The sequence below is a fragment of the Plantactinospora sp. CA-294935 genome, from assembly GCF_050936445.1.
Classification (GTDB): Bacteria; Actinomycetota; Actinomycetes; order Mycobacteriales; family Micromonosporaceae; genus Plantactinospora.
This window is the reverse complement of sequence record NZ_JBNJMU010000001.1, coordinates 3551979-3573223: the sequence shown is the minus strand read 5'-3', so window position 1 is coordinate 3573223 and position 21245 is coordinate 3551979. Positions and strand designations below refer to the sequence as shown.

Here is a 21245-nt window from a genome sequence, read left to right as displayed (position 1 = left end):
GGCCGGCCAGGCACAGTGGACCGACTCCGGACCGGATCCTACCCCGCACCCCCGCCCCCGGTCCCGGCTCGGGAGCCGGTCTACCCGGTGCGATGACCGGCGCCGGGATCTGCCGTGCCCGCTATGCGGTGAACGGGTCGACCGGCCGCCCCGGGCGACCGACGGACCCGTGCACAGCGGAAGCGTGACCGGTCGGGAGGCATCGCGGGCCCGACGGCGGGCGGGCACGAACCGGATGGACTGCACCCGATCCCCCGGACCGGCCCGATCACGGCACAACCGCCGCTCGGCACCCGTTACCCCCGAGCGAGGACCCGGTAGCGGAATCGGCGCTGTCCCGCCTAGCGGACGCAGCCAGGTGCGCGCCGTCCGGTACCCACCAGAGCTTCCCAGGCAGCGCCTCCGGATGCCTTCCCCACCCGTTCGGGTAAAAGCCGAAAAAATCCGATGAAAGCTCACAAATTCGTTAATCTCGGTCATGGCTCGTCTCCCGGCGAGCTGAGGCAAGAGGGAAGGATGACGAAAGTCATGTCCAAGAAGTTCCTCGGCAAGATGATCGCTGGAGCCGCCCTCGGCGGCGCTTCGCTACTCGTTTTCTCCCCCTCGGCCGCCCTCGCGGACGGCGGCTACCACCCGGAGGGGTACCAGCAGGACAGCTCTGGTCGGGTCTTCGCGAAACCGCATGCGGCGAAGCCCGGGGACAAGGTCGAGTTCGTCGAGGTCTGCCCCGAGGCGCAGAAGCACGCCTGGTTGTGGTCGAAGATCACCGGAAAGGTGGATCTGAAGCCCAAAGACCACAAGGACGACTACAAGCCCGCCGAAAAGCCCGAGGAGAGCAGGAAGCCCGAAGACAGCAAGAAGCCCGAAGACAGCAAGGGCGGCTGGGAGGACGGCAAGAAGGCCGAAGACAGCAAGAAGGCCGAAGACAGCAAGGGCGGCTGGGAGGACGACAAGAAGGCCGAGGACGGCGGATACGCCGACAAGTCCGAGGACTCAGGCGGCCACCAGGGCGGAGAGGACTACAAGAAGGAGAGCGAGTACCAGGAGTTCCAGAGGTACAAGGAGTACCAGGAGTACCAGGAGTACCGCCGCTACAAGGAGCACAAGCAGGGGGCGGCCCCGACGGAGAACGGGGCTCCCCGTGCCGAATCCGCTCCGTCGACCGCCGAGAGGGCACCGGCGGCACCTGGCCCGTCGGCCGACTCGGTACCGTCCCCCTCGGTGGGCGGCCCGCCTCAGCAGCCCGCCGAGGGTTACCAGCCGCCGAACGGGCAACCGGCACCGGCGGCGCCGGGCGGTACCGGCGGGATGGCGCGGGACGACGGTGGGCACGGCTGGGAAGAGAGCAAGAAGGCCTACGACTCCGGACACGACTGGGAGAAGGCCGAGCCAGGCAAGCACAACTCGGAAGAGAACAAGAAGGCCTACGACTCCGGACACGACTGGGAGAAGGCCGAGCCAGGCAAGCACAACTCGGAAGAGAACAAGAAGGCCGAGGACCCCAGGCACGGCTGGGAGAAGGCCGAGCCGAGCAAGCACGGCTGGGAAGAGAGCGGGAAGGCCGAGGACGGCAAGGACGGCTGGACGCACGAGAAGGACGGCTGGACCGACAGGAAGGCCGGCCACGAGTACTGGAACAGCGTCACCATCCCTTGGGACGCCAAGCCGGGATCGTACGAACTCAAGGGCTCGTGCGGCGAGGGTGAGCTGATCATCCTGCCGAAGGGCTGGGTCGACGGCGGTGACGGTGGGGCGGCCTCGGGCAGCGGCGACAACCTCGCGGTCGCGGGTGTCGGGATGCTCGGGCTGGCCGGACTCGGCGGACTGGTGCTGATGCGGCAGCGCCGTACCGATGAGTCGGCGGCCTGACGCGACGGCGAGCGGTGCCGGCGGCCGCCACGGGAAACCGTGGCGGGTCGCCGGCACCGTCCTCGTCGCCCTCCTGGCCCTGGTCGGCGCCGGCCTGATCGGGGCCGCTCTCAACGCGCCGGAACCGACCTCGGCGCCGCAGCCGAGCGCCGGTGCCGCACCGAACCACCTGGACCGGGCGGCGACCGGCTCGGATCTGGGTACCTCACCGTCAGCCACGCCGGCACCGGAAGGCGGCACCAGCGCCACACCGGTACTGGCCAGGTCGGAACCGATCAAGATCACGATTCCGAAGATCGGCGTGGACGCGACGATCATGCCGGTGGGGCTCACCCCGGACGGCATGGTGCAGGTACCACCGCTGGCCAAAGCGGAGCTGGCCGGCTGGTACCAACCGGGTCCGACCCCGGGTGAGGCCGGCAACTCCGTGATCGTCGGCCACGTCGACTCGAAGGAGATCGGACCGGCGGTCTTCTTCCAGCTCGGCGCCCTGCTGCCGGGGGACGCCATCGAAGTGATCCGGAAGGACGGCAGCCTGGTCACCTTCGTGGTGGACGGCGTGAAGTCGTACCCGAAGACGGCCTTTCCCACCGAACTCGTCTACGGCCCGACCGACGAGCCGGGGTTGCGCCTGGTGACCTGTGGCGGGGATTTCGACGAGCGGGTCGGCTCCTATCCGGACAACGTAATCGCGTTCGCCCGGCTCGCCGGGTAGCCGGGACGGCGCTCGCCCGGCAGGTCCGGGCCTCGGGGGACAGCGGTGCGCCGCTGTCCCCCGTCACGTTGGGCAGGTGCCCGCCCGGCGATGCGGACATCTTTGACGTGAAGCACTCTCTACCACTCATAAGCGAGCTTTCGGAAAGAACACCCATAATCGCGACATCACCTCACAAACTAGCTAGCGTCGGTTCTGGCTCGGCTGGCCGCCGAGCAAACCAACGGGGAAGGAGTGACTACGAGTCATGAGTAGGAAGTTGCTGGGAAAGGTGATGGCCGGCGCCGGCATCGGTGCCGCGTCCCTGCTGGTCTGCGCGCCCGGAACCGCTCTGGCGGACGACGCCCCACACGAGCGGGAGAACAAGGGCCACATCTACACGGTGCCGAAGGGGGTGAAGCCGGGACACAAGTTCAAAATCATCTTGAAGTGCGAGCACTCGGTGGAGAGGGCCTGGGTCTCGTCGAAGATCACCGGCAAGCTCTGGCTCAAGCCCGTCACGAAGGATGGCGACCGGGTACCGGAGAGGCAGCGCCCGCCCGCGGACGACGGTCAGCCGGACGACGACGGCCAGCCACCGCTCCCGCCGAACGGCGAGCAGCCACCGCTCCCGCCGAACGGCGGACAGCCACCGCTCCCGCCGAACGGCGGACAGCCACCGCTCCCGCCGGACGACGGGCAGCCACCGCTGCCTGAGGGTGGGCAGCCCCCGCTGCCCGAGGGTGGCCAGCCGGAGGCGGGCGACGAGCAGCCCGGCGGCGAGGGCGGCCAGGCCACGAACGACGGCGAGGCCAAGTACTGGGCCTGGGCGAAGGTGCCGCACAAGACCAAGCCCGGGCACTACCGGGCCTGGGGGGCGTGCAACGGAACGGGCAAGATCGTGGTGCTGCCCCGCGGTTCCGTGCCCGGCGGTGACGGCGGTGCCAGCACCGACTCGGGCCGGGCGGCTGCCGGAGCCGGCCTGCTGGGGGCGGCCGCGATCGGTGGCTTCCTGATGATCCGCCGGCGTCGTACCGATGGCTCACTCGCCTGACGTGCCGACCAGGCGCGCCGGCGGCCGGCACGGGAAACCGTGGCGTGCCGCCGGCGTCACCCTGGTCGTCCTGCTCGCACTCAGCGGGACCGCCCTGCTCACCGCCGGCCTGAACCCGGCGCCGGCGCAGCCGCCGCAGCCCGCCCAGACCGAGGCCGGCGAGGCGACGCCGCAGCCCGAGTGGACTCCGGAACCGCTGCCGTCGTCGTCACCGGTCCCGGGCGCACCGTCCGGCCAGCCGGGCACCCCGACCGCCGAGCCGCCCCAGCCGGCGGAACTGCCGCGCTCGGAGCCGGTCAGGATCACCATTCCGAAGATCAAGGTGAACGCGAAGATCATGTCGGTCGGAGTGAACGACGACGGGACCGTGCAGGTGCCGCCGCTCAAGCAGGCCAAGCTCGCCGGCTGGTACAACGCGGGGGCCAGCCCCGGCGAGTTCGGTAACGCGGTCTTGGTCGGGCACGTCGACTCGGCGGTGACGGGCCCGGCGGTCTTCTTCCGGCTCGGCGCGCTCAAGCGGGGCGACCGGGTCGAGGTCACCCGGAAGGACGGCAAGGTCGTCCGGTTCGCGGTGGACGCGGTGAAGTCGTACCCGAAGACGTCGTTTCCGTCCGAACTGGTCTACGGCGCGGCGGACACCGCCCAGCTCCAGCTTGTGACCTGCGGCGGCACCTTCGACCGCAAGAAACGCAGCTACCGCAACAACGTGATCGTCTCCGCCACCCGGATTCCCTGACCGAGCCTCCTGCCGTCCCGGCGACCGGCCGGGGCGGCGGCGTACTCGGACCGACGGCCCCGTACGCCGCCGACGCGGCTGTCCGGTCAGCCGGCCGCCGAGGTTCGGACCAGGGTACGGATCTGCCGCAGCAGTACGGAGAGCGCGGCCAGGTCGGCCCGGGACTCGTCGAACTCCCCCATCGCCTTGCGGGTACGGCCGATCGAGATCGAGTTCGACCGTTCCCACTCCTGCACCCGCTCGTCCGGCGGCAGGTCGGCGGAGGTCCCGCCCAGCACCTCGGCGGTGAGCGCGGCCAGCGCGGCGTAGAGGTCGTAGCGCAGCGCCATCCGGGCCAGCGTCTGCCAGCGGTCCTCCCGGGGCAGCAGCGAGATCTTCGACAGCAGCGAGTCGACCCGGAACCGGTCGGAGAGCACGAAGTAGACCGCCGCCACCTCGCCGACGTCCCGCCCGGTCGCCTTCGCCGTCTCCACCACGTCGAGCAGGCCGAAGCTGTACATCAACCGGGTGGCACGCTCGGCCAGGTCCCGGGAGAGGCCGCGCCGCACGCACATCTCGACGTGCGCCTCCAGCGCCTCGCGCTCGCTGCCGTAGAACAGGTTGCCCAGTTCGGGCAGGAGCCGGGAGACCCCGTCGCGCAGCCGAGCCGTCTCGGCCGGCACGTCGATCGGCGAACGGCGGTTGGTGACCAGCCACCGGACGGCCCGGTCGAGCAGCCGCCGGGTGTCCAGGTAGACCGCGGTCTGCACCTCGGTCGGCACCCTGTTGTCCAGCGCCTCGATGTCGGCCCAGATCTCCCGCAGCCCGAACACCTCGCGGACCACCACGTACGCCCGGATCACGTCGGCCGGGGTGGCGCCGGTCTCCTCCACCACCCGGTAGATGAACGAGATGCCGCCCCGGTTCACCGCCTCGTTGACCAGCATGGTGGTGACGATGTCCCGGTGCAGCCGATGCTCCGGCATCCGGTCGGCGTACCGCTCGCGCAGCGGGGTCGGGAAGTAGTTGGAGAGCACCTCGAAGGTCCACTCCTCGTCCGGCAACCGGTCGGCCAGGATCTCCCGCTCCAGCACGATCTTGACGTACGCCAGCAGCACCGCGAACTCCGGCGCGGTCAGTCCGGTGTCGGTGCGGGTCGCCAGCTCCTCGTCCGGCGGCAACGCCTCCAGCTCCCGGTTGAGGTGACCGGCCCGCTCGAAGTCGGAGATCATCCGGCGGTGCACCGGCAGCAGCGAGGCCGCCTGGGCCAGCGCGTTGCCGATCGCCCGGGCCTGATCGTAGTTGTCCCGGAGCACGAGCTGGGCGACCTCGTCGGTCATCTCGGCCAGCAGCGCGTCCCGGTCCGGCACGCTCAGCTCGCCGTCGGCCACCGCCGCACCGAGCAGAATCTTGATGTTCACCTCGTGGTCCGAGGTGTCCACCCCGGCCGCGTTGTCGATGAAGTCGGTGAAGATCCGGCCGCCGGCCAGGGCGTACTCGATCCGGCCGACCTGGGTGAAGCCCAGGTTGCCGCCCTCGCCGACCACCCGGCAGCGCAGGTCCCGGCCGTCCACCCGGATCGCGTCGTTGGACTTGTCCCCGACCTCGGCGTTCGACTCCGACGACGCCTTGACGTAGGTGCCGATCCCGCCGTTCCAGAACAGGTCGACCGGGGCGGAGAGGATCGCCTTCATCAGCTCCTGCGGCGACATCGACTCGACGCCGTCGCCGAGGTCGAGTACCGCACGGACCTGCGGGCTGATCGGGATCGACTTCGCGGTACGCGGATAGATCCCGCCGCCTTCGGAGAGCAGTTCCGCGTTGTAGTCCGCCCAGGAGGAACGCGACTGGTCGAAGAGCCGGCGGCGCTCCGCGTAGGAGGTGGCCGGGTCGGGGTCCGGGTCCAGCACGATGTGCCGGTGGTCGAATGCGGCCACCAGCTTGATGTGCTCGGAGAGCAGCATCCCGTTGCCGAAGACGTCCCCGGACATGTCGCCGACGCCGACCACCGTGAAGTCCTGGGTCTGGGTGTCGATCCCCATGTCCCGGAAGTGCCGCTTCACCGACTCCCAGGCACCCCGGGCGGTGATCCCCATCTTCTTGTGGTCGTAGCCGGCGGAGCCACCGGAGGCGAACGCGTCGGCCAGCCAGAAGCCGTTGCGTACCGAGATCTCGTTGGCGGTGTCGGAGAAACTGGCCGTGCCCTTGTCGGCCGCCACCACCAGGTAGGGGTCGTCGGCGTCGTGCCGGACCACGTCGGACGGCGGCACGACCTGCCCGCCGACCAGGTTGTCGGTCACGTCCAGCATGGCCGAGATGAAGCCCTGGTAGCAGGCGACCGCCTCGTCCCGGTCGCCCGGCTTCTGCTTGAGCACGAAGCCGCCCTTGGCGCCGACCGGCACGATCACGGCGTTCTTCACCATCTGCGCCTTGACCAGGCCGAGCACCTCGGTCCGGAAGTCCTCCCGCCGGTCCGACCAGCGGATACCGCCCCGGGCCACCGGCCCGAACCGCAGGTGTACGCCCTCGAAGCGCGGCGAGTAGACGAAGATCTCGTACTTCGGCCGGGGCGCCGGCAGGTCCGGCACCATCTGCGGGTCGAGCTTGAACGCGACGTACGACTTGGGTCGCCCGTCGGTGCGCCGCTGGTAGAAGCTGGTCCGCAGGGTCGCCTGGATCAGCGTCAGGTACGACCGGAGGATCCGGTCCTGGTCCAGGCTGCTCACGTCGTCGAGCTGCTGGTTGATCGAGGTGACCAGTTCCTTGCCGCGCAGGTTGCGCTCCTCCGCGCCCAGCCCGATCGTCGGCGAGAACCGCACCTCGAAGAGTTCCACCAGCGAGGCGGCGACCTGCGGGTACGCGATGAAGGTGGACTCCATGTAGTCCTGCGAGAAGACCGTGCCGGCCTGCCGCAGGTACTTCGCGTACGCCCGCAGCACCACCACCTGCCGCCAGGTGAGGCCACCGCGCAGCACCAGCTCGTTGAAGCCGTCGACCTCGGCCTCACCGCGCCAGGTGGCGGAGAAGGCGTTCTCCACGTGCGGACGTACCTCGGCCAGGTCCCGGGCGCCGTCCGGCAGCTCCAGGCCGAAGTCGTAGAGGTAGATCCGGCCGTCGATCCGGTCCACCTCGTACGGGTGCTCGTCGACTACCCGTACGCCGAGGGAGTGCAGCACCGGAAGCACCGCGGAGAGCACCATCGGCTCGCCGTACCGGTAGACCTTGAACCGGACGTCCTCGACCGCGGTGGCCGGGGCGGGGCCGCCCGGCCGGACCGGCTGCTGCTTGCGGAACATGTGCATCTCAAGCTGGCCCGGCTCCTCCAGCAGTTCGAGCTTGGCGAGGTCCTTCATCGCCTCGTACGGGGTGTGCCCGTCCTTGTAGCCCTCCGGGAACGCGTCGGCGTACCGGGTGAAGAGCCGTTTGGCCTGCTCGTCACCGAGCTTGCGCTCCAGCACCAGCCGGTAGTCGTCGTCCCAGAGCCGGGTCGCGTCGGCGAGTTCCTCGGCGAGCAGGTCGGCGTCCACCTCGCCGGGTGGGCTGGCCGGATCGGTCCGGACGATGAAGTGCACCCGGGCCAGCATCGACTCGGTGACCCGGGTGGTGTAGTCCACCCCGATCCCGTTCAGCTCGCGGAGCAGGATCTCCTGCATGCGCAGCCGGTTCTGCGTGGTGAACCGGTCCCGGGGCAGGTAGATCAGGCAGGAGATGAACCGGCCGTACCCGTCGCGGCGCAGGAAGACCCGGAGCTGGCGGCGGCCCGCCATCCGGAGCACCCCGACGACGGCGTGGTAGAGGTCGTCGGTCTTGATCTGGAAGAGCTCGTCCCGGGGATAGGTCTCCAGGATCTGCAACAGGTCCTTGCCGGAGTGGCTGCGCGGGCTGAGCCCGGACCGGTCCAGCACCTCGGCGACCTTGCGCCGGACCACCGGCAGTTCGCGGACGCTGGTCCGGTACGCCGCGGTGGCGAGCAGGCCCAGGAAACGGCGCTCACCCACCACCTCGCCGCGCTCGTCGAACACCTTGAAACCGATGTAGTCCAGATAGGCCGACCGGTGCACCGTGGCCCGGGAGTTGGCCTTGGTGATGATGAGCAGGCGCTTCTCGGTCACCTTCTGGTGCGCCTCGGGGGTCATCGAGGAGAGGGCCCGGGGCGTGGTGGAGTCCTGGCGCAGAATGCCCAGCCCGGTGCCGAGGATCGCCTCCAGCGCCGGACCGTGCCTGTCTTCGGTCGCGACTGCGGGGCTCGCAAGCTCACTCCTCGCGCTCCCCTCGTCGGCGTCGACCAGCCGGTACTCGCGGTAGCCGAGGAAGGTGAAGTGCTCGTGCGCCAGCCAGCGGAGCAGCTCCACCGAGTCGGTGATGTCCTTTTCGGGTACGGGTGGGCGGTTCTCCGAGGTCCGTGCGGCGGCCAGCTCGTCGGCGAGAGAGAGGGCGCGCTGCCGCATCTTGGGCCAGTCCTCCACCGCCTCGCGTACGTCGGTGAGCACCCGCTGCAACTCGGCGCGCAATCGGTCCCGGTCCGCCGCGCCGCGTACCGGATCGATCTCGATCCGCATCCAACTCTCGACGATGTCACCGTCGATCGCGTCGTCCGGTTCGACGTCGGCGGCGACCTCGGTCAACCTGCCGAGTGGCTCACGGCGGACCACCACCAGCGGGTGCACCAGCATGTGCACGTCGAGGTGGTGCCCGGTCAGCAGCGCCGTGATGGAGTCCACCAAAAACGGCATATCGTCCGTAACTATCTCAATTACGGTGTGCTGCTGCTCCTCGTCCGGCTCGTGGATCCTCAGCTTGAGTTCGCCCGGCACCCGCTGCTGGGCGAGTTCCCGGTGCGCCTTCGCGGCGGCGAGCATCTCCGCCGGGGTGAAGCCGATCAGCTCCTCGTCCGGGGCGAACCGCCAGAACCGGTCGACGAGCGTGGCCGCGTCGTGGTCGTCGCCGGCCAGCGCCACCGCCTGGGCGACCAGCCGCTCGGCGTTCGGTACCGGTTCGTCCAGATCCGCGTCCTCGACGTCGTCGACGAGGGCCTCCGGGGGCAGTCCGAGATCGTAGAGAGTGTCGATGCTGGCCCCCGGCACGCCGGTCGCGCCGGAGGCGAGTCGAGAGCCCGCCCCGTCGTCGTCGATCGCCGCGTCGTAGCTGTCGTCTCGGCTGGCATTCGCCGGCCGGAGAACGGGTTCCGGTGTGATCGCCGGACGCCGGTCCATCGTGCCACTCCCCTCGACCCACCACGCCGTGGGTCACTCTCCGCCCCAGACTAGGCCCTACCGATAAGCCTCTCTGCCGGTGGACCGGCGGCCGGATGTCGGATCTGGGATCTGTCCTTTCATCCGTTGCGGACGCCCGACACGCCCGCGTCGGAGTACCCACGCACGCTCGGCCATCACCCGATCCGCCCCGCCGGACCCGCGATCCCGACCGAAGCGGACGGCCATATCTGCTCTGACCAGCACCGCATCGCCCGAAGCGGGCGTGGCGCGAACCTCGCGGACAGCACCGGGGCAGCCGCGATTCGGCACCGCGTACTACCGTCGGTCTGCTGCCGGAGGAACCTCCGGCGGTGCGCCGACCTGGAAGGTAATCGCGGCATGCGCTTCCCGAACCCGTCCCAACGCCCGCTGTCCCGACAAACCACCCGTCGGGGGACGGCCGCCGTGCTGACCGGCGTGCTGCTCGCCGCCGGGGCCCTGGCCGGATGCTCGGACTCGGACGGCCCGGACCGCGCGGTCGACACGTTCCTGACCGGTTGGCTCGGTGGCGATCTCAACAAGGTCGGATTCCGCAACCCGGCGGGTGATCGGGTACCGGCCGACGAGGTGGCCGAGGAGATCAAGCAGCTCTCCGGCGAACTGGCCGAGACGCCGCCGAAGCTCCGCCGGGAGGGCGAGGCGAAGATCACAGAAGACACCGCGACCGCGACGGTACGGGTCGACTGGACGCTGCCTGGTGACACGCACTGGACGTACCCGTCGGAGATCCACCTCAAGCGTGGTGAGGACGACGAGTGGCAGGTGATCTGGGAACCGAAGGTCGTCGAGCCCCGCCTGACCCGCGGAGACGAGCTGGCCGTGCGCCGGCTTCCCGCCACGCGCGCGGCGGTGACCGACGGGGCCGGCAAGCCCATCGTGGCGCCCCGGCCGGTGGTACTCGTCGGTGTACAGCCCAGCGAGGTGACCGACGTACCCGGCCTGGTGCGGCAGCTCGACGCGGCGTTCAAGGCGATCCGGCCGCCGATCACCCCGCCGGTCGACCTGACCGACCTGCCGACCCGGATGCGGGAGGCGAAACCGGACGCCTTCGTCGACGTGGTGACCCTGCGTCGGGAGGCGTACCTCCAGATCAAACCGCGCATCTACGACCTGCCGGGCACGAAGTTCCGCGACGAGCAGCGGGAACTCGCGCCGACCCGGGACTTCGCCCGGGCACTGCTCGGCTCGGTCGACCCGGTGCTGGCCGACGACATGGCCGCCAACCCCGGGCTCTTCGAGTCCGGTGACCTGGTCGGCCACGGCGGCCTACAGGGTCGGTACGACAAGCAGTTGCGTGGCGGGGTCGGACTGAGCGTGATCATCGCCAGCAAGCGCCCGGACGGTACGGTCACGCCAACCGGTACCGAGGTGTTCCGGCGCGAGCCGCAGGCCGGCGTACCCCTGAAGACCACCCTCGACGTGCCGACGCAGAACGCCGCCGACGACGCCGTGCGCGGGTCCCGGCAGCGGGCCGCCCTGGTCGCGGTACGAATCAGCGACGGCGCGGTACTCGCCGCGGCGAACGGCGGCAGCGCCGAGAACCTGGCCTTCACCGCCCAGGTCCCGCCGGGCTCGACCTTCAAGATGGTCAGCGCGCTCGGCCTGCTCGACATCGGGGCGGTCAGCCTGGACGGGCCGGTCGCCTGCCCGAAGACGTTCACCGTGGACGGCCGTTCGTTCAAGAACTCCGACAACTTCGCCCTCGGCACGGTGCCGTTCCGGACCGACTTCGCCCGCTCCTGCAACACCGCGTTCGCCGCGCTGGCCCCGAAACTGGGGCCGGACGGGCTGGCGAACGCCGGCCGGAGCCTGGGGCTGGAGGCCGACTGGAAGCTCGGGATCGACGCGTTCAGCGGCAAGGTGTCGGCGGGCGGGTCGGCGGCCGAGCGGGCGGCGGCCGCCTTCGGCCAGGGCACCACCGTGGTCAGCCCGCTGGCGATGGCCGCGGCGACCGCCGGGGTCGCCCGTGGCCAGTGGCAACAGCCGAAGCTGGTGCTGGAGCCGGCACCGGGTGAGCCCGCGCCGCCCGGCCCGCAACTGAAGGCCGGCTCGGTCGAGCCGCTTCGCACGATGATGCGCGAGGTGGTCACCAAGGGGACCGGCAGCGCGCTGGCCGACGTACCGGGCGACCCGGTGTACGGCAAGACCGGCACCGCCGAGTACGACGACAACCCGGCGCACACCCACGCCTGGTTCGTGGGCTGGCAGGGGGACGTCGCGTTCGCCGTCTTCGTCGAGAAGGGCGGGTCGAGTACGGCGACCGCCGTGCCGATCGCCGAGAAATTCCTCCGCAGCCTCGGCTGAGCAGCCGCGCGGCCCACGAAACGCGCTGGCCGGGGCGGTCGACGGGATCTCTCCCGGACCGCCCCGGCCGTCGGTGCGGGTCGCCTCAGCGGGCGAGCGCCAGACCCTGCTTGTCGTTGAACTTGCCGACCAGGATCATGATCAGGTCGATCAGCGTCCAGATGCCGAAGCCGCCGAACGTCAGGATCATCAGGATGCCGGTGCCGATCTTGCCGACGTAGAACCGGTGCACGCCGATGGTGCCGAGGAAGAGGCAGAGCAGCACCGCGACGAGCCAGGACTTCTGCCCGACGGCCGGACCGGCGGCGGTTGTGGACATGGTCTATTCCTCTCAGGACATTCTCAGGAAAGATGAACGTTCGCGCACATTACCGGAACCCGATCGGCTCCGCTGCCCCGGTTGCCCCGGGCGCGATCAGCCAAAAGTCAGCGGCGCGGCAGACTGCCGACGTACATCGCGATCAGTTGCTCGTACGTCTCGTCCAGGTCTTCCGACAGCCCGAAGCCACCGCTGGCCTCCAGCGAGGCGAATCCGTGCGCGATGGCCCGACCGCACCGGGTGGCGTGGATCGCCGCCGAGTCGGTGAGCCCGTACTCGCGCAGCGTGGCGAGGAAGACCTGCAACATCCGGGTACCGGCCTCGACCATGGCCGGATCGTGCAGGGGATCGGGCGGCATCGCGGCGTACCGGGCCGGGTGCTCCCGGACGTAGTCGCGGTAGGTGCGCAGCAGCACCGCCACCGCCTCGTCGCCGCTGCGGCCCAGCACGGCCGCCACGGACCGGTCGGTCATCTCGGTGATCACCCGGATCCCGACCAGGGTGCGCAGCTCGGCGAGGCCGGCGACGTGCTTGTAGAGCGAGGGCGGGGCGACTCCGGTGCGTGCGGCGACAGCCGCCAGGGTCAGGGCATCGACGCCCTGCTCGTCGATCACCTGGATCGCGGCGCTGACCACGGCCGTCGTGGAGAGTCCGACCCTAGGCACCGCGCGACCTGTGCCAAGCTTTCCCTGGACAGGGCGACGCTTTCCCTGGACAGGGCGACTTGCTATCTTCCATAGCCTAGAAGCTAGTTAGCATAGCCAGCTCCTGTCAACCGGCCGCCGCCACCGTCCGGCGGGCGGCACACGGTGAGATCAGCCGACTCAGCCGGCTGGCACCACTGTGACCAGCAGCGTTCCGATGCCCCGTCTGTGCACCCAACTCGACAGTCGGACCGCCGGGTAAGCCCGGCCCGGCGCTCACCGCCCATCGACGGGCCGGCGAGGTAACCGGCCATCTGGCCGGCCACCGGCCATCTGGCCGGCCAATGGTGAGCCGCCGACCTCAGGCAATCTCCGCCGCCGACCCCGGCCCTGGGTCACGGATCGGCGCCTCACCCGGCGCTGCGGGCTCATCGTCGGCCGGACCAGGGCTCGGCGGAGCCTCGGCGGCCGACTCCTCGACCGGAGGTGACGGGTTGCGGCGGAGCCGGCCCGGACCGGCCGAGGCGGGTGGGCCGACCGGCTCCGACCAGCGAGCGGACAGATCGGGTACCTCAGACCGGCGTCGGTTGGCGCCGTTCGACCCGGCACTCTGCATGGGTTCCGCAGCCGATCGAACCGCCGCACGATCCTCCGGCTCGAGGTCGGTGCCGAACTCGTCCCGTCCCGCCCGCGCGTCCGGCGGACCATCCGACTCACCGAGAGGCGCACCGGCCGACCCGGCAACCGGTGACTCGGCAGGCTCGGCCGCCTCCGGTACCGGCACCGCGCCGAGCGCCGTCGCGGCCGGGGAGGGTCGGGAGAAGGCGGGAAATTCCACCGCCGGTACTCCCCGGCGGGCGGTGGCCGGGGCCGTCGGCAGGGTGGGGGAAGGCACCGTCGGCATGACGGGGGAAACGGTACGAGGCCCCGGGACGGTCGGGCCCAGGCCGGGGGTGGTCGGTCGGCCCGGGGGCAGCCGGGGCGGCACCGCCTCGGGCGCGGCGACCGGGGCCAGGCCGGCGACCAGCGTGTCGACGATCTCGGCCGCGTAGCCCCCCTCCGGGTCGTAGTCAGGGTCGAAGACGGTGATCTCCACTCCCAGGCAGTGCGGGGTGTCGACCAGCCCGGCCAGCAGCAGTTCCAGCTCGGCGAAGGCGATCCCACCCGGGTCCGGCGCGTCCACCGCCGGCATCACGGCCGGATCGAGCACGTCGACGTCGACATGGACCCAGTAGCCGGCGCAGTCGGTCAACTGGTCGTGCGCCCACTGGGCGGTCCGGGACGCCCCCTCGACCCGCAGCGCCGGCACCGGCCGGGTGACGATACCGGCCGCCTGGAGGTCGAGCCGGTACTCGTCGTGGGCGCGGATGCCGAGCACCACCACGTCGATGTCCCGGAAGTACGGCCGGCGCCCCTCGATCGCCGCCAGGTCGGCCTGGCCCCGCCCGGTGACCAGGGCCAGGTCCTCACCTGCCGCCGCACCCACGTAGGAGGCGTTGCCCGGGTGCCGGAAGTCGGAGTGGCCGTCCACGAAGACCAGCCCGATCCGGCCGCCGACCGACTCGCCCAGCCGGTGCATGGCGAGCGCCGAGCCGAGCAGGATCGAGCAGTCCCCGCCGAGCACCAGCGGGAACTCGCCCTGGTCGATGATGCCGCCGATCCGCTCGGCCAACTCCATCGAGTAGTGCGCGATCGAGCCGGCGTGGCACACCCCGTCCCCGGGACGCCAGTCGCCCGGGTCGTACCGGGGCGGGGTGAGACAGCCGGCGTCCCGGGCCGCGAGCCGGGCGATCAGGTCGTGGTCACGCAGCGCGCCCGGTGCCTTGGCGCAGCCCGGCACCGACGTGGGGGTCGGCGGACGCAGGCCCAGGTTGGACGGGGCGTCCAGGACGGCGATCCGGCGCATACTGTGCTCCCGTCCGGTATCGCGGCTGCCAGGCCGGCACGCGCGCTCGTACTGCCTATTGTCTAGAAGAGCGCACGTGAGAGCGCCCTCCTGGCGCTGGCCACCGCAGGATCGTCCGGACCGGCGATGGTGAACAGGGACACCAGGTGCTGCCGGGCCGCCTCCCGGTCATCGCCGGCCGTCCGACGGACCAGGTCGACCAGCCGGGCGTACGCCTGCTCGGCCTGACCGCTGAGCACCTCGATGTCGGCGGCGAGCAACTGTGCCGGTACGTCGTCGGGGCCCGCCGCGGCCGCGGCCAGCGCCGCCGCCGGGTCCGCACCGCTCACCCGGCGGGACAGCGCGACGTGCGCCAGACCGGCCTCGGCCGCCGTGTCCGACGGCGCGTCCGAGAGGATTTTCTTGTATGCCCGCTCGGCCGCGTCCAGGTCGCCGCTGATCAGTGCCTCGTCGGCCTCGCTGAGCCGGGGGTCCTCCGGTGCCTCCACCGAGACCCCGCCGGCCTTGAGCACGGCGCCGATCCACTGCCGCAACTGCGCCTCGGGCACCACTCCGGCGAAGGCGTCGACCGGCTGGCCGCCCACCACCGCGTAGACCATCGGGATGCTCTGCACCCGGAACATCTGCGCGAGCCGCTGGTTGGCGTCGACGTCGACCTTGGCCAGCACCCAGGCACCGGCGCCCTCGACGGCCAGCCGTTCCAGCACCGGGGAGAGCTGCTTGCAGGGCTCGCACCACTCGGCCCAGAAGTCGATCACCACTGGGGTGGTGAGGGAGCGTTCCAGCACCTCGGACTGGAACGTGGCTTCGGTGACGTCGATCACCGCGACTCCACCCCCGCTCCCGGGAGGTGTGCTCGGCGGCGTCCCGCCGGGGACGCCGGGACCGGCCGACGGGGTGGCTGCTGCCGCCGGCTTCGCGGGTGTCTGTGCGGCGCGCAGCGCGCCGAGGTCGACCGCGCCGCGGGTGAAGATCGACGAGGTGATCCGTGGGTCGCTCATGGTTCCCTAGTCTCGCACGCGGCGTCGCGAACCCCGCCCAACCGCCGCTGCCCGACAGATGCCAACCCGGCGAATCAGAACCGGGCCGGTTCGCGGTAGACACCCCACTCGGCGCGGAGCGCGTCGCAGATCTCCCCGAGGGTGGCCTCGGCGCGTACGGCGGCCAGCATCGGCGGGATCAGGTTCCCGCCGGTCCGGGCGACCTCGACCATCCGGGTCAGCGCCTCGGTGACCGCGCGCGCGTCCCGGCCGGCCTTGCGGTCGGCGAGCATCCGTCGCTGCTCCAGCTCCACCTCGTGGGATACCCGCAGGATCTCCAGCTCCTTGGCGACCGTACCGGTGTGGCAGTTGACGCCGACGATCTTCTTGTCGCCCTTCTCCAGCGCCTGCTGGTAGACGAAGGCCGACTCGGCGATCTGGCCGGTGAACCAGCCGTCCTCGATGCCGCGCAGGATGCCGGAGGTCATCGGGCCGATCGGGTGCGGGCCGTCGCCGCCGAGCTGCCGGATCCGGGCGAAGATCTCCTCCGCCTCCGCCTCGATCTTGTCGGTCAGCGCCTCCACGTACCAGGAGCCGCCGAGCGGGTCGGCCACGTTCACGACCCCGGTCTCCTCCATCAGCACCTGCTGGGTACGCAACGCGATCTCCGCCGACGAGTCGGTGGGCAGCGCGAGGGTCTCGTCCAGCGCGTTGGTGTGCAGCGAGTTGGTGCCGCCGAGCACCGCGGCCAGCGCCTCGACGGCGGTACGCACCACGTTGTTGACCGGCTGCTGCGCGGTCAGCGACACCCCGGCGGTCTGGGTGTGGAAGCGCAGCCAGAGCGCCCGCTCGTCGGTGGCGCCGTACACCTCGCGCAGCCAGCGGGCCCAGATCCGGCGGGCGGCCCGGAACTTGGCGATCTCCTCGAAGAAGTCGACGTGCGAGTCGAAGAAGAAGCTCAGCCCGGGCGCGAAGACGTTGACGTCGAGCCCTCGGCTCAGCCCCAGCTCGACGTAGCCGAACCCGTCCGCCAGGGTGTACGCCAACTCCTGCGCGGCGGTCGACCCGGCCTCCCGGATGTGGTAGCCGGAGACCGACAGCGGCTTGTAGCGCGGGATCTCCCGGGCGCAGTACTCCATCAGGTCGCCGATCAGCCGCAGGTGCGGCTCGGGGTCGAAGAGCCACTCCTTCTGCGCGATGTACTCCTTGAAGATGTCCGTCTGGAGGGTGCCGTCCAGTGTGGAGATGTCCGCGCCCTGCCGCTCGGCGGCGACGAGGTACATGCAGAAGACCGGCACCGCCGGCCCGGAGATGGTCATCGAGGTGGTGACGGCGGCCAGGTCGATGCCGTCGAACAGGGTCTCCATGTCGGCGGCGGAGTCGACGGCGACGCCGCAGTGCCCGACCTCACCGAGCGCCTGCGGGTCGTCGGAGTCCCGGCCCATCAGGGTCGGCATGTCGAAGGCGACGGAGAGCCCGCCGCCGCCCGCGCCGAGGATCATCCGGTAGCGCTCGTTGGTCTGCCGGGCGTTGCCGAAGCCGGCGAACTGCCGGATCGTCCAGGTCCGTCCCCGGTAACCGGTCGGATACAACCCCCGGGTGTAGGGGTATTCGCCGGGCCAGCCGATCCGGGCGAACCGTGGGTCGGCGCTCCCCTCGGGTGGGCCGTAGACCGGGTCGACGGGCATCCCGGAGAGGGTGGTGAAGTCCGCCTCCCGCTTGCGTGCCGCGTCGTACCGGGCCTGCCAGCGGGCTCGACCGGCGGCGATCTCCTCGGCGTTCATCGCAGGGGGCCTCCTCGCGCTCCTCGACTGAGCCCGAGTGTAGAGGGGACCCTGAACGATCGCTAAGGTAGCCCGCGATCGGGGCTGCGGTAACCCGCGATCGAGGGACCTTCCAGCCGGGGGCGGTACGGTTTCCGGGCGGAAGATCCCCGATCACGGCAATCGCGGCCGGGCCACCACCGCGGTCAGGCTCCGGCGGCCGGCGGGTTGTTCAGCTCGATGTCGTCCACCTTGACGTTCACCTCGGCGACCGTCAGGCCGTACTTCTCCACCGCCTCGATGACCTTCGCCCGGACCGCCTCGGTCACCTCCTGTACGACGTGACCGGCCTCGATCACCAGCACGATCTTGATGGTCGCGCTGGTCCCCTTCACCTCGGCCGAGACGCCCCGCCCGGCGTCACCCACCTCGTCCAGGCCGACCTTGTCCAGCACGCTGTTGAAGAACCGGGCGACGTCGCCACCGAGATCGGCGACGCCGGGCACCGAGCGGGCCGCCGTACCGGCGATCTTCTCGATGACCTCTTCGGACACTTCGGTGCCGCCCCTCGGCGCCGCCGCCGGTGCGGTCTCCGGGGCCTGGCCGGAATCGTTCTGAACCTCGGTCATTCTCGTCTCTCTCCCCTGGTCTCGACGGCCTGCACGGCGCCGTCGGCGTTGACGGAGCCTATCCGCCGTGGGCGAACCAGCGGCGGACCTGACACATTCTCGGCTCTGTCGAGTCTGGCCCGCGAGCCGCCGACGGGTGGCGTGGCGCACGGCGACCGGGTACCCGACCGGCGGCGACCGTGCCGGGCGGGTGCGAGGAACGTACAAGACCGGCCGCCGGAACCGGGACAGGATCGGTCCGACCGACCGACCAAGGAGGATCCTCGATGACCGCAGCCGTCCCGACGGCCGGACCGGAGCCGGCCCGGGTCCGCTTCGACACCAAGATCGCCATACTGCTCCGGGACGACCTCGCGACCTGGCAACGGCTCAACGTCACGGCGTTCCTGACCAGCGGTGTCGCCGGGGCGGAGCCGGAGTTGCTCGGCGCCGACTACCTGGACGCCGACGGCACCCGCTACCTACCGATGTTCCGCCAGCCGGTGCTGGTCTTCACCGGCGGCCGGGACGTCCTGGTCGGCGCGCACCGGCGGGCCGTCGACCGGGGGATGCGGGTCGCCGTCTTCACCGAGCAGCTCTTCGGCACCGGCAACGACCGGGACAACCGGGCCGCCGTCCGGGCGGTCGGGCGGGACCGTCTCGACCTGGTGGGGCTGGCCGTGCACGGGCCGAAGAACGCCGTCGACAAGGTGCTGAAGGGTGCCGTCCTGCACCCCTGACCGCCAGTGCCGTCAGCCGGTGGCCCGGCCGAGCTGGTCCAGCAGCTCACCGGCTGCCGCGTACGGGTCGAGCGAGCCGTCGGCCACCCGGGCGGCGAGCGCCGCGAGCGACGTACCCGCGCGGAGCGAGCCGATCCGGTCCCGGAGGGTGCCCAGCGCGATCGCCTCGACCTCGGCGGCGGCCCGCGCCTCCCGTCGGCGGCGCAGCTCGCCGTGCTCGACCAGCCAGCCGTGGTGCTTCTCCACCGCGGTGACCAGGTCGTCGATCCCCTCGCCCCGGGCCGCCACCGCGCGCACCACGCGCGGGCGCCACTGCCCGGGGCCGCGCTCGCCCAGCGCGATCATGCCGTTGATGTCCCGCACGGTGGCGTCGGCGCCGTCCCGGTCGGCCTTGTTGACCACGAACACGTCGGCGATCTCCAGGATGCCGGCCTTGACCGCCTGGATCGCGTCGCCCATCCCCGGCGCCAGCAGCACCAGGGTGGTGTCGGCCAGCGAGGCCACCTCCACCTCGGCCTGGCCGACGCCGACGGTCTCCACCAGTACGACGTCGCAGCCGGCCCCCTCCAGCACCCGGACCGCCTGCGGGGTGGCCGCCGCCAGCCCGCCCAGGTGTCCCCGGCTGGACATGGACCGGATGTAGACGCCGGGGTCGGTGGCGTGGTCCTGCATCCGGACCCGGTCGCCGAGGATCGCCCCACCGGTGAACGGGCTGGACGGATCGACCGCGAGCACCCCGACCCGGTGGTCCCGGGCCCGGAGCGCCCGGACCAGTTCGTTGGTGGTGGTCGACTTCCCCACCCCGGGCGACCCGGTCAGCCCGATCACCTGGGCCCGCCCGGTGTACGGCGCGAGTGCCGCCGCGACCTGCGGCAGCAGTTCGTCACCGGACTCGACCAGGGTGATCAGCCGGGCCACCGCCCGGGGATCCTCCTGTCGGGCTCGATCCACCAGCATCGGCACGTCCCGGCTGCGCCGCACCGACCCGGCCGGGCCGGCCGGCTGCTGCCCCGCCCGGCGCGGCTCCGCCGGCCGCTGTCCCGCCCGGCGCGGCTCCGCCGGCCGCTGTCCCGCCGGATCCGGCCCCGACTGCTGCGACCCGGCCGGTTGCGGCGCGGGCCGGTCCCCGGCCGACGCTGCGGTCACTCCCGCCCGCCGGCCTGTCCCGGGACGTGCACGATCAGCGCGTCGCCCTGGCCACCGCCGCCGCAGAGCGCCGCCGCGCCCGTACCGCCGCCCCGGCGGCGCAGCTCCATCGCCAGGGTGAGCACCAGGCGGGCCCCGGACATCCCGATCGGGTGGCCAAGCGCGATCGCGCCGCCGTTGACGTTGACGATCTCGTCGGAGACACCGAGGTCCCGGGTCGACTTGATGCCCACCTGCGCGAACGCCTCGTTGATCTCGATCAGGTCGAGGTCGCCGACGCCGAGCCCGGCCTTGCGCAGCGCGTGCGCGATGGCGTTCGCCGGTTGCGAGTGCAGCGAGTTGTCCGGACCGGCGACGTTGCCGTGCGCGCCGATCTCGGCCAGCCAGGTCAGTCCCAGCTCCTTCGCCTTCGCCTTGCTCATCACCAGCACCGCGCAGGCACCGTCGGAGATCGGCGAGGAAGTGCCGGCCGTGATCGTCCCGTCCGGGGTGAACGCCGGGCGCAGCCGGGCCAGCGACTCGGCGGTGGTGTCCGGGCGTACGCCCTCGTCCTCGCTGATCACCAACGGGTCGCCCCTGCGCTGCGGCACCGTCACCGGGACGATCTCCTCGGCGAACGCGCCGTTCTTCTGCGCGGCGGCGGCCCGCTGGTGGCTGGCCGCGGCGAAGGCGTCCTGCTCGGCCCGGCTGATCGCGTGCCGGGCGTTGTGCCGCTCGGTGGACTCGCCCATCGCGCAGCAGTCCCACGGGTCGGTCAGGCCGTCCAGCGCCATGTGGTCCCGCACGGTCACGTCGCCGTACTTGTAGCCGGCCCGCTGACCGAGCAGCAGGTGCGGGGCGTTGGTCATCGACTCCATGCCGCCGGCCACCACGATGTCGAACTCGCCGGCCCGGATGAGCTGGTCGGCCAGCGCGATCGCGTCCAGGCCGGAGAGGCAGACCTTGTTGATCGTGAGCGCCGGTACGGACATCGGGATGCCCGCCTCCACCGCCGCCTGCCGGGCCGGGATCTGTCCGGCGCCGGCCTGGAGCACCTGCCCCATGATCACGTACTGCACCTGGTCGGCGGGGACTCCGGAGCGCTCCAGGGCGGCCCGGATGGCGATGCCGCCGAGCTTGGTCGCCGGGAAGTCCTTGAGGTTGCCGAGCAGCCGACCCATCGGGGTACGGGCGCCGTTGACGATCACGGATGCCATGGGAACTGTCGCCTCCGGGGGGACCTGGCCAAGCGCCTTAACGTCAGTTAGG

General features: G+C 71.3%; 14 protein-coding genes and 1 pseudogene. 6 read left to right on the top strand and 9 right to left on the bottom strand.

The features are described 5' to 3' along the window. Nucleotides 1-447: 447 nt before the first annotated feature. The 4 genes from ACQEVC_RS15975 (at nt 448) to ACQEVC_RS15960 (ending at nt 4353) form a co-directional block, all read left to right on the top strand. Nucleotides 448-1869 (top strand): hypothetical protein, encoded by a 1422-nt coding sequence (locus ACQEVC_RS15975; RefSeq protein WP_432877889.1) that lies wholly within the window; start codon nt 448-450, stop codon nt 1867-1869. Beyond that, nucleotides 1853-2584: a class F sortase gene (locus tag ACQEVC_RS15970; RefSeq protein ID WP_432877886.1), complete on the top strand. Its 732-nt coding sequence runs from the start codon at nt 1853-1855 to the stop codon at nt 2582-2584. The genes ACQEVC_RS15975 and ACQEVC_RS15970 overlap by 17 nt, the downstream gene beginning before the upstream one ends. 247 nt (nt 2585-2831) lie before the next feature. Next, nucleotides 2832-3617 (top strand): hypothetical protein, encoded by a 786-nt coding sequence (locus ACQEVC_RS15965; protein WP_432877884.1) that lies wholly within the window; start codon nt 2832-2834, stop codon nt 3615-3617. 1 nt (nt 3618) lies between these two features. Further along, the gene (locus ACQEVC_RS15960) at nt 3619-4353 is read left to right on the top strand and encodes a class F sortase (protein ID WP_432891441.1); all 735 of its coding nucleotides are present in this window, start codon (nt 3619-3621) and stop codon (nt 4351-4353) included. 86 nt (nt 4354-4439) lie between these two features. Here the strand turns inward: ACQEVC_RS15960 and ACQEVC_RS15955 are convergent, their stop codons facing one another. After that, on the bottom strand, nt 4440-9545 hold the full coding sequence (locus ACQEVC_RS15955) for an NAD-glutamate dehydrogenase (protein ID WP_432877881.1): 5106 nt from the start codon (nt 9543-9545) through the stop codon (nt 4440-4442). A 381-nt stretch (nt 9546-9926) separates the two neighbouring features. Here ACQEVC_RS15955 and ACQEVC_RS15950 point away from each other — a divergent pair, with 381 nt between their 5' ends. Continuing rightward, nucleotides 9927-11891, top strand: coding sequence for a penicillin-binding transpeptidase domain-containing protein (locus ACQEVC_RS15950; protein WP_432877878.1), 1965 nt, complete (start codon nt 9927-9929; stop codon nt 11889-11891). 85 nt (nt 11892-11976) lie between these two features. Here ACQEVC_RS15950 and ACQEVC_RS15945 read toward each other — a convergent pair whose 3' ends face one another. From ACQEVC_RS15945 to ACQEVC_RS15920, 6 genes and pseudogenes are all read right to left on the bottom strand, one after another. Then, nucleotides 11977-12210 (bottom strand): TM2 domain-containing protein, encoded by a 234-nt coding sequence (locus ACQEVC_RS15945; RefSeq protein WP_318394832.1) that lies wholly within the window; start codon nt 12208-12210, stop codon nt 11977-11979. Nucleotides 12211-12317: 107 nt separating this feature from the next. Continuing rightward, nucleotides 12318-12875, bottom strand: coding sequence for a TetR/AcrR family transcriptional regulator (locus tag ACQEVC_RS15940; RefSeq protein WP_432877875.1), 558 nt, complete (start codon nt 12873-12875; stop codon nt 12318-12320). A 948-nt stretch (nt 12876-13823) separates the two neighbouring features. Beyond that, nucleotides 13824-14760: pseudogene (locus ACQEVC_RS15935) on the bottom strand (arginase family protein); the annotation flags it as partial. A 62-nt stretch (nt 14761-14822) separates the two neighbouring features. Continuing rightward, nucleotides 14823-15761: a tetratricopeptide repeat protein gene (locus ACQEVC_RS15930; RefSeq protein ID WP_432877872.1), complete on the bottom strand. Its 939-nt coding sequence runs from the start codon at nt 15759-15761 to the stop codon at nt 14823-14825. A gap of 74 nt (nt 15762-15835) precedes the next feature. Next, entirely contained in the window at nt 15836-17524 is a 1689-nt protein-coding gene (locus ACQEVC_RS15925) for an acyl-CoA mutase large subunit family protein (RefSeq protein ID WP_432877870.1), read from the bottom strand. A 185-nt stretch (nt 17525-17709) separates the two neighbouring features. Beyond that, on the bottom strand, nt 17710-18132 hold the full coding sequence (locus tag ACQEVC_RS15920; protein ID WP_432877867.1) for an Asp23/Gls24 family envelope stress response protein: 423 nt from the start codon (nt 18130-18132) through the stop codon (nt 17710-17712). 266 nt (nt 18133-18398) lie between these two features. Here ACQEVC_RS15920 and ACQEVC_RS15915 point away from each other — a divergent pair, with 266 nt between their 5' ends. Beyond that, nucleotides 18399-18851 (top strand): DUF2000 family protein, encoded by a 453-nt coding sequence (locus ACQEVC_RS15915; RefSeq protein WP_432877864.1) that lies wholly within the window; start codon nt 18399-18401, stop codon nt 18849-18851. A 12-nt stretch (nt 18852-18863) separates the two neighbouring features. Here ACQEVC_RS15915 and meaB read toward each other — a convergent pair whose 3' ends face one another. Both meaB and ACQEVC_RS15905 read right to left on the bottom strand, forming a co-directional pair. Further along, nucleotides 18864-19808 (bottom strand): methylmalonyl Co-A mutase-associated GTPase MeaB, encoded by a 945-nt coding sequence (gene meaB / locus ACQEVC_RS15910; protein ID WP_432891438.1) that lies wholly within the window; start codon nt 19806-19808, stop codon nt 18864-18866. 185 nt (nt 19809-19993) lie between these two features. Further along, complete coding sequence (locus ACQEVC_RS15905; protein ID WP_432877861.1) at nt 19994-21193, bottom strand: acetyl-CoA C-acetyltransferase; 1200 nt, start codon at nt 21191-21193, stop codon at nt 19994-19996. Between the last annotated feature and the right edge of the window lie 52 nt (nt 21194-21245).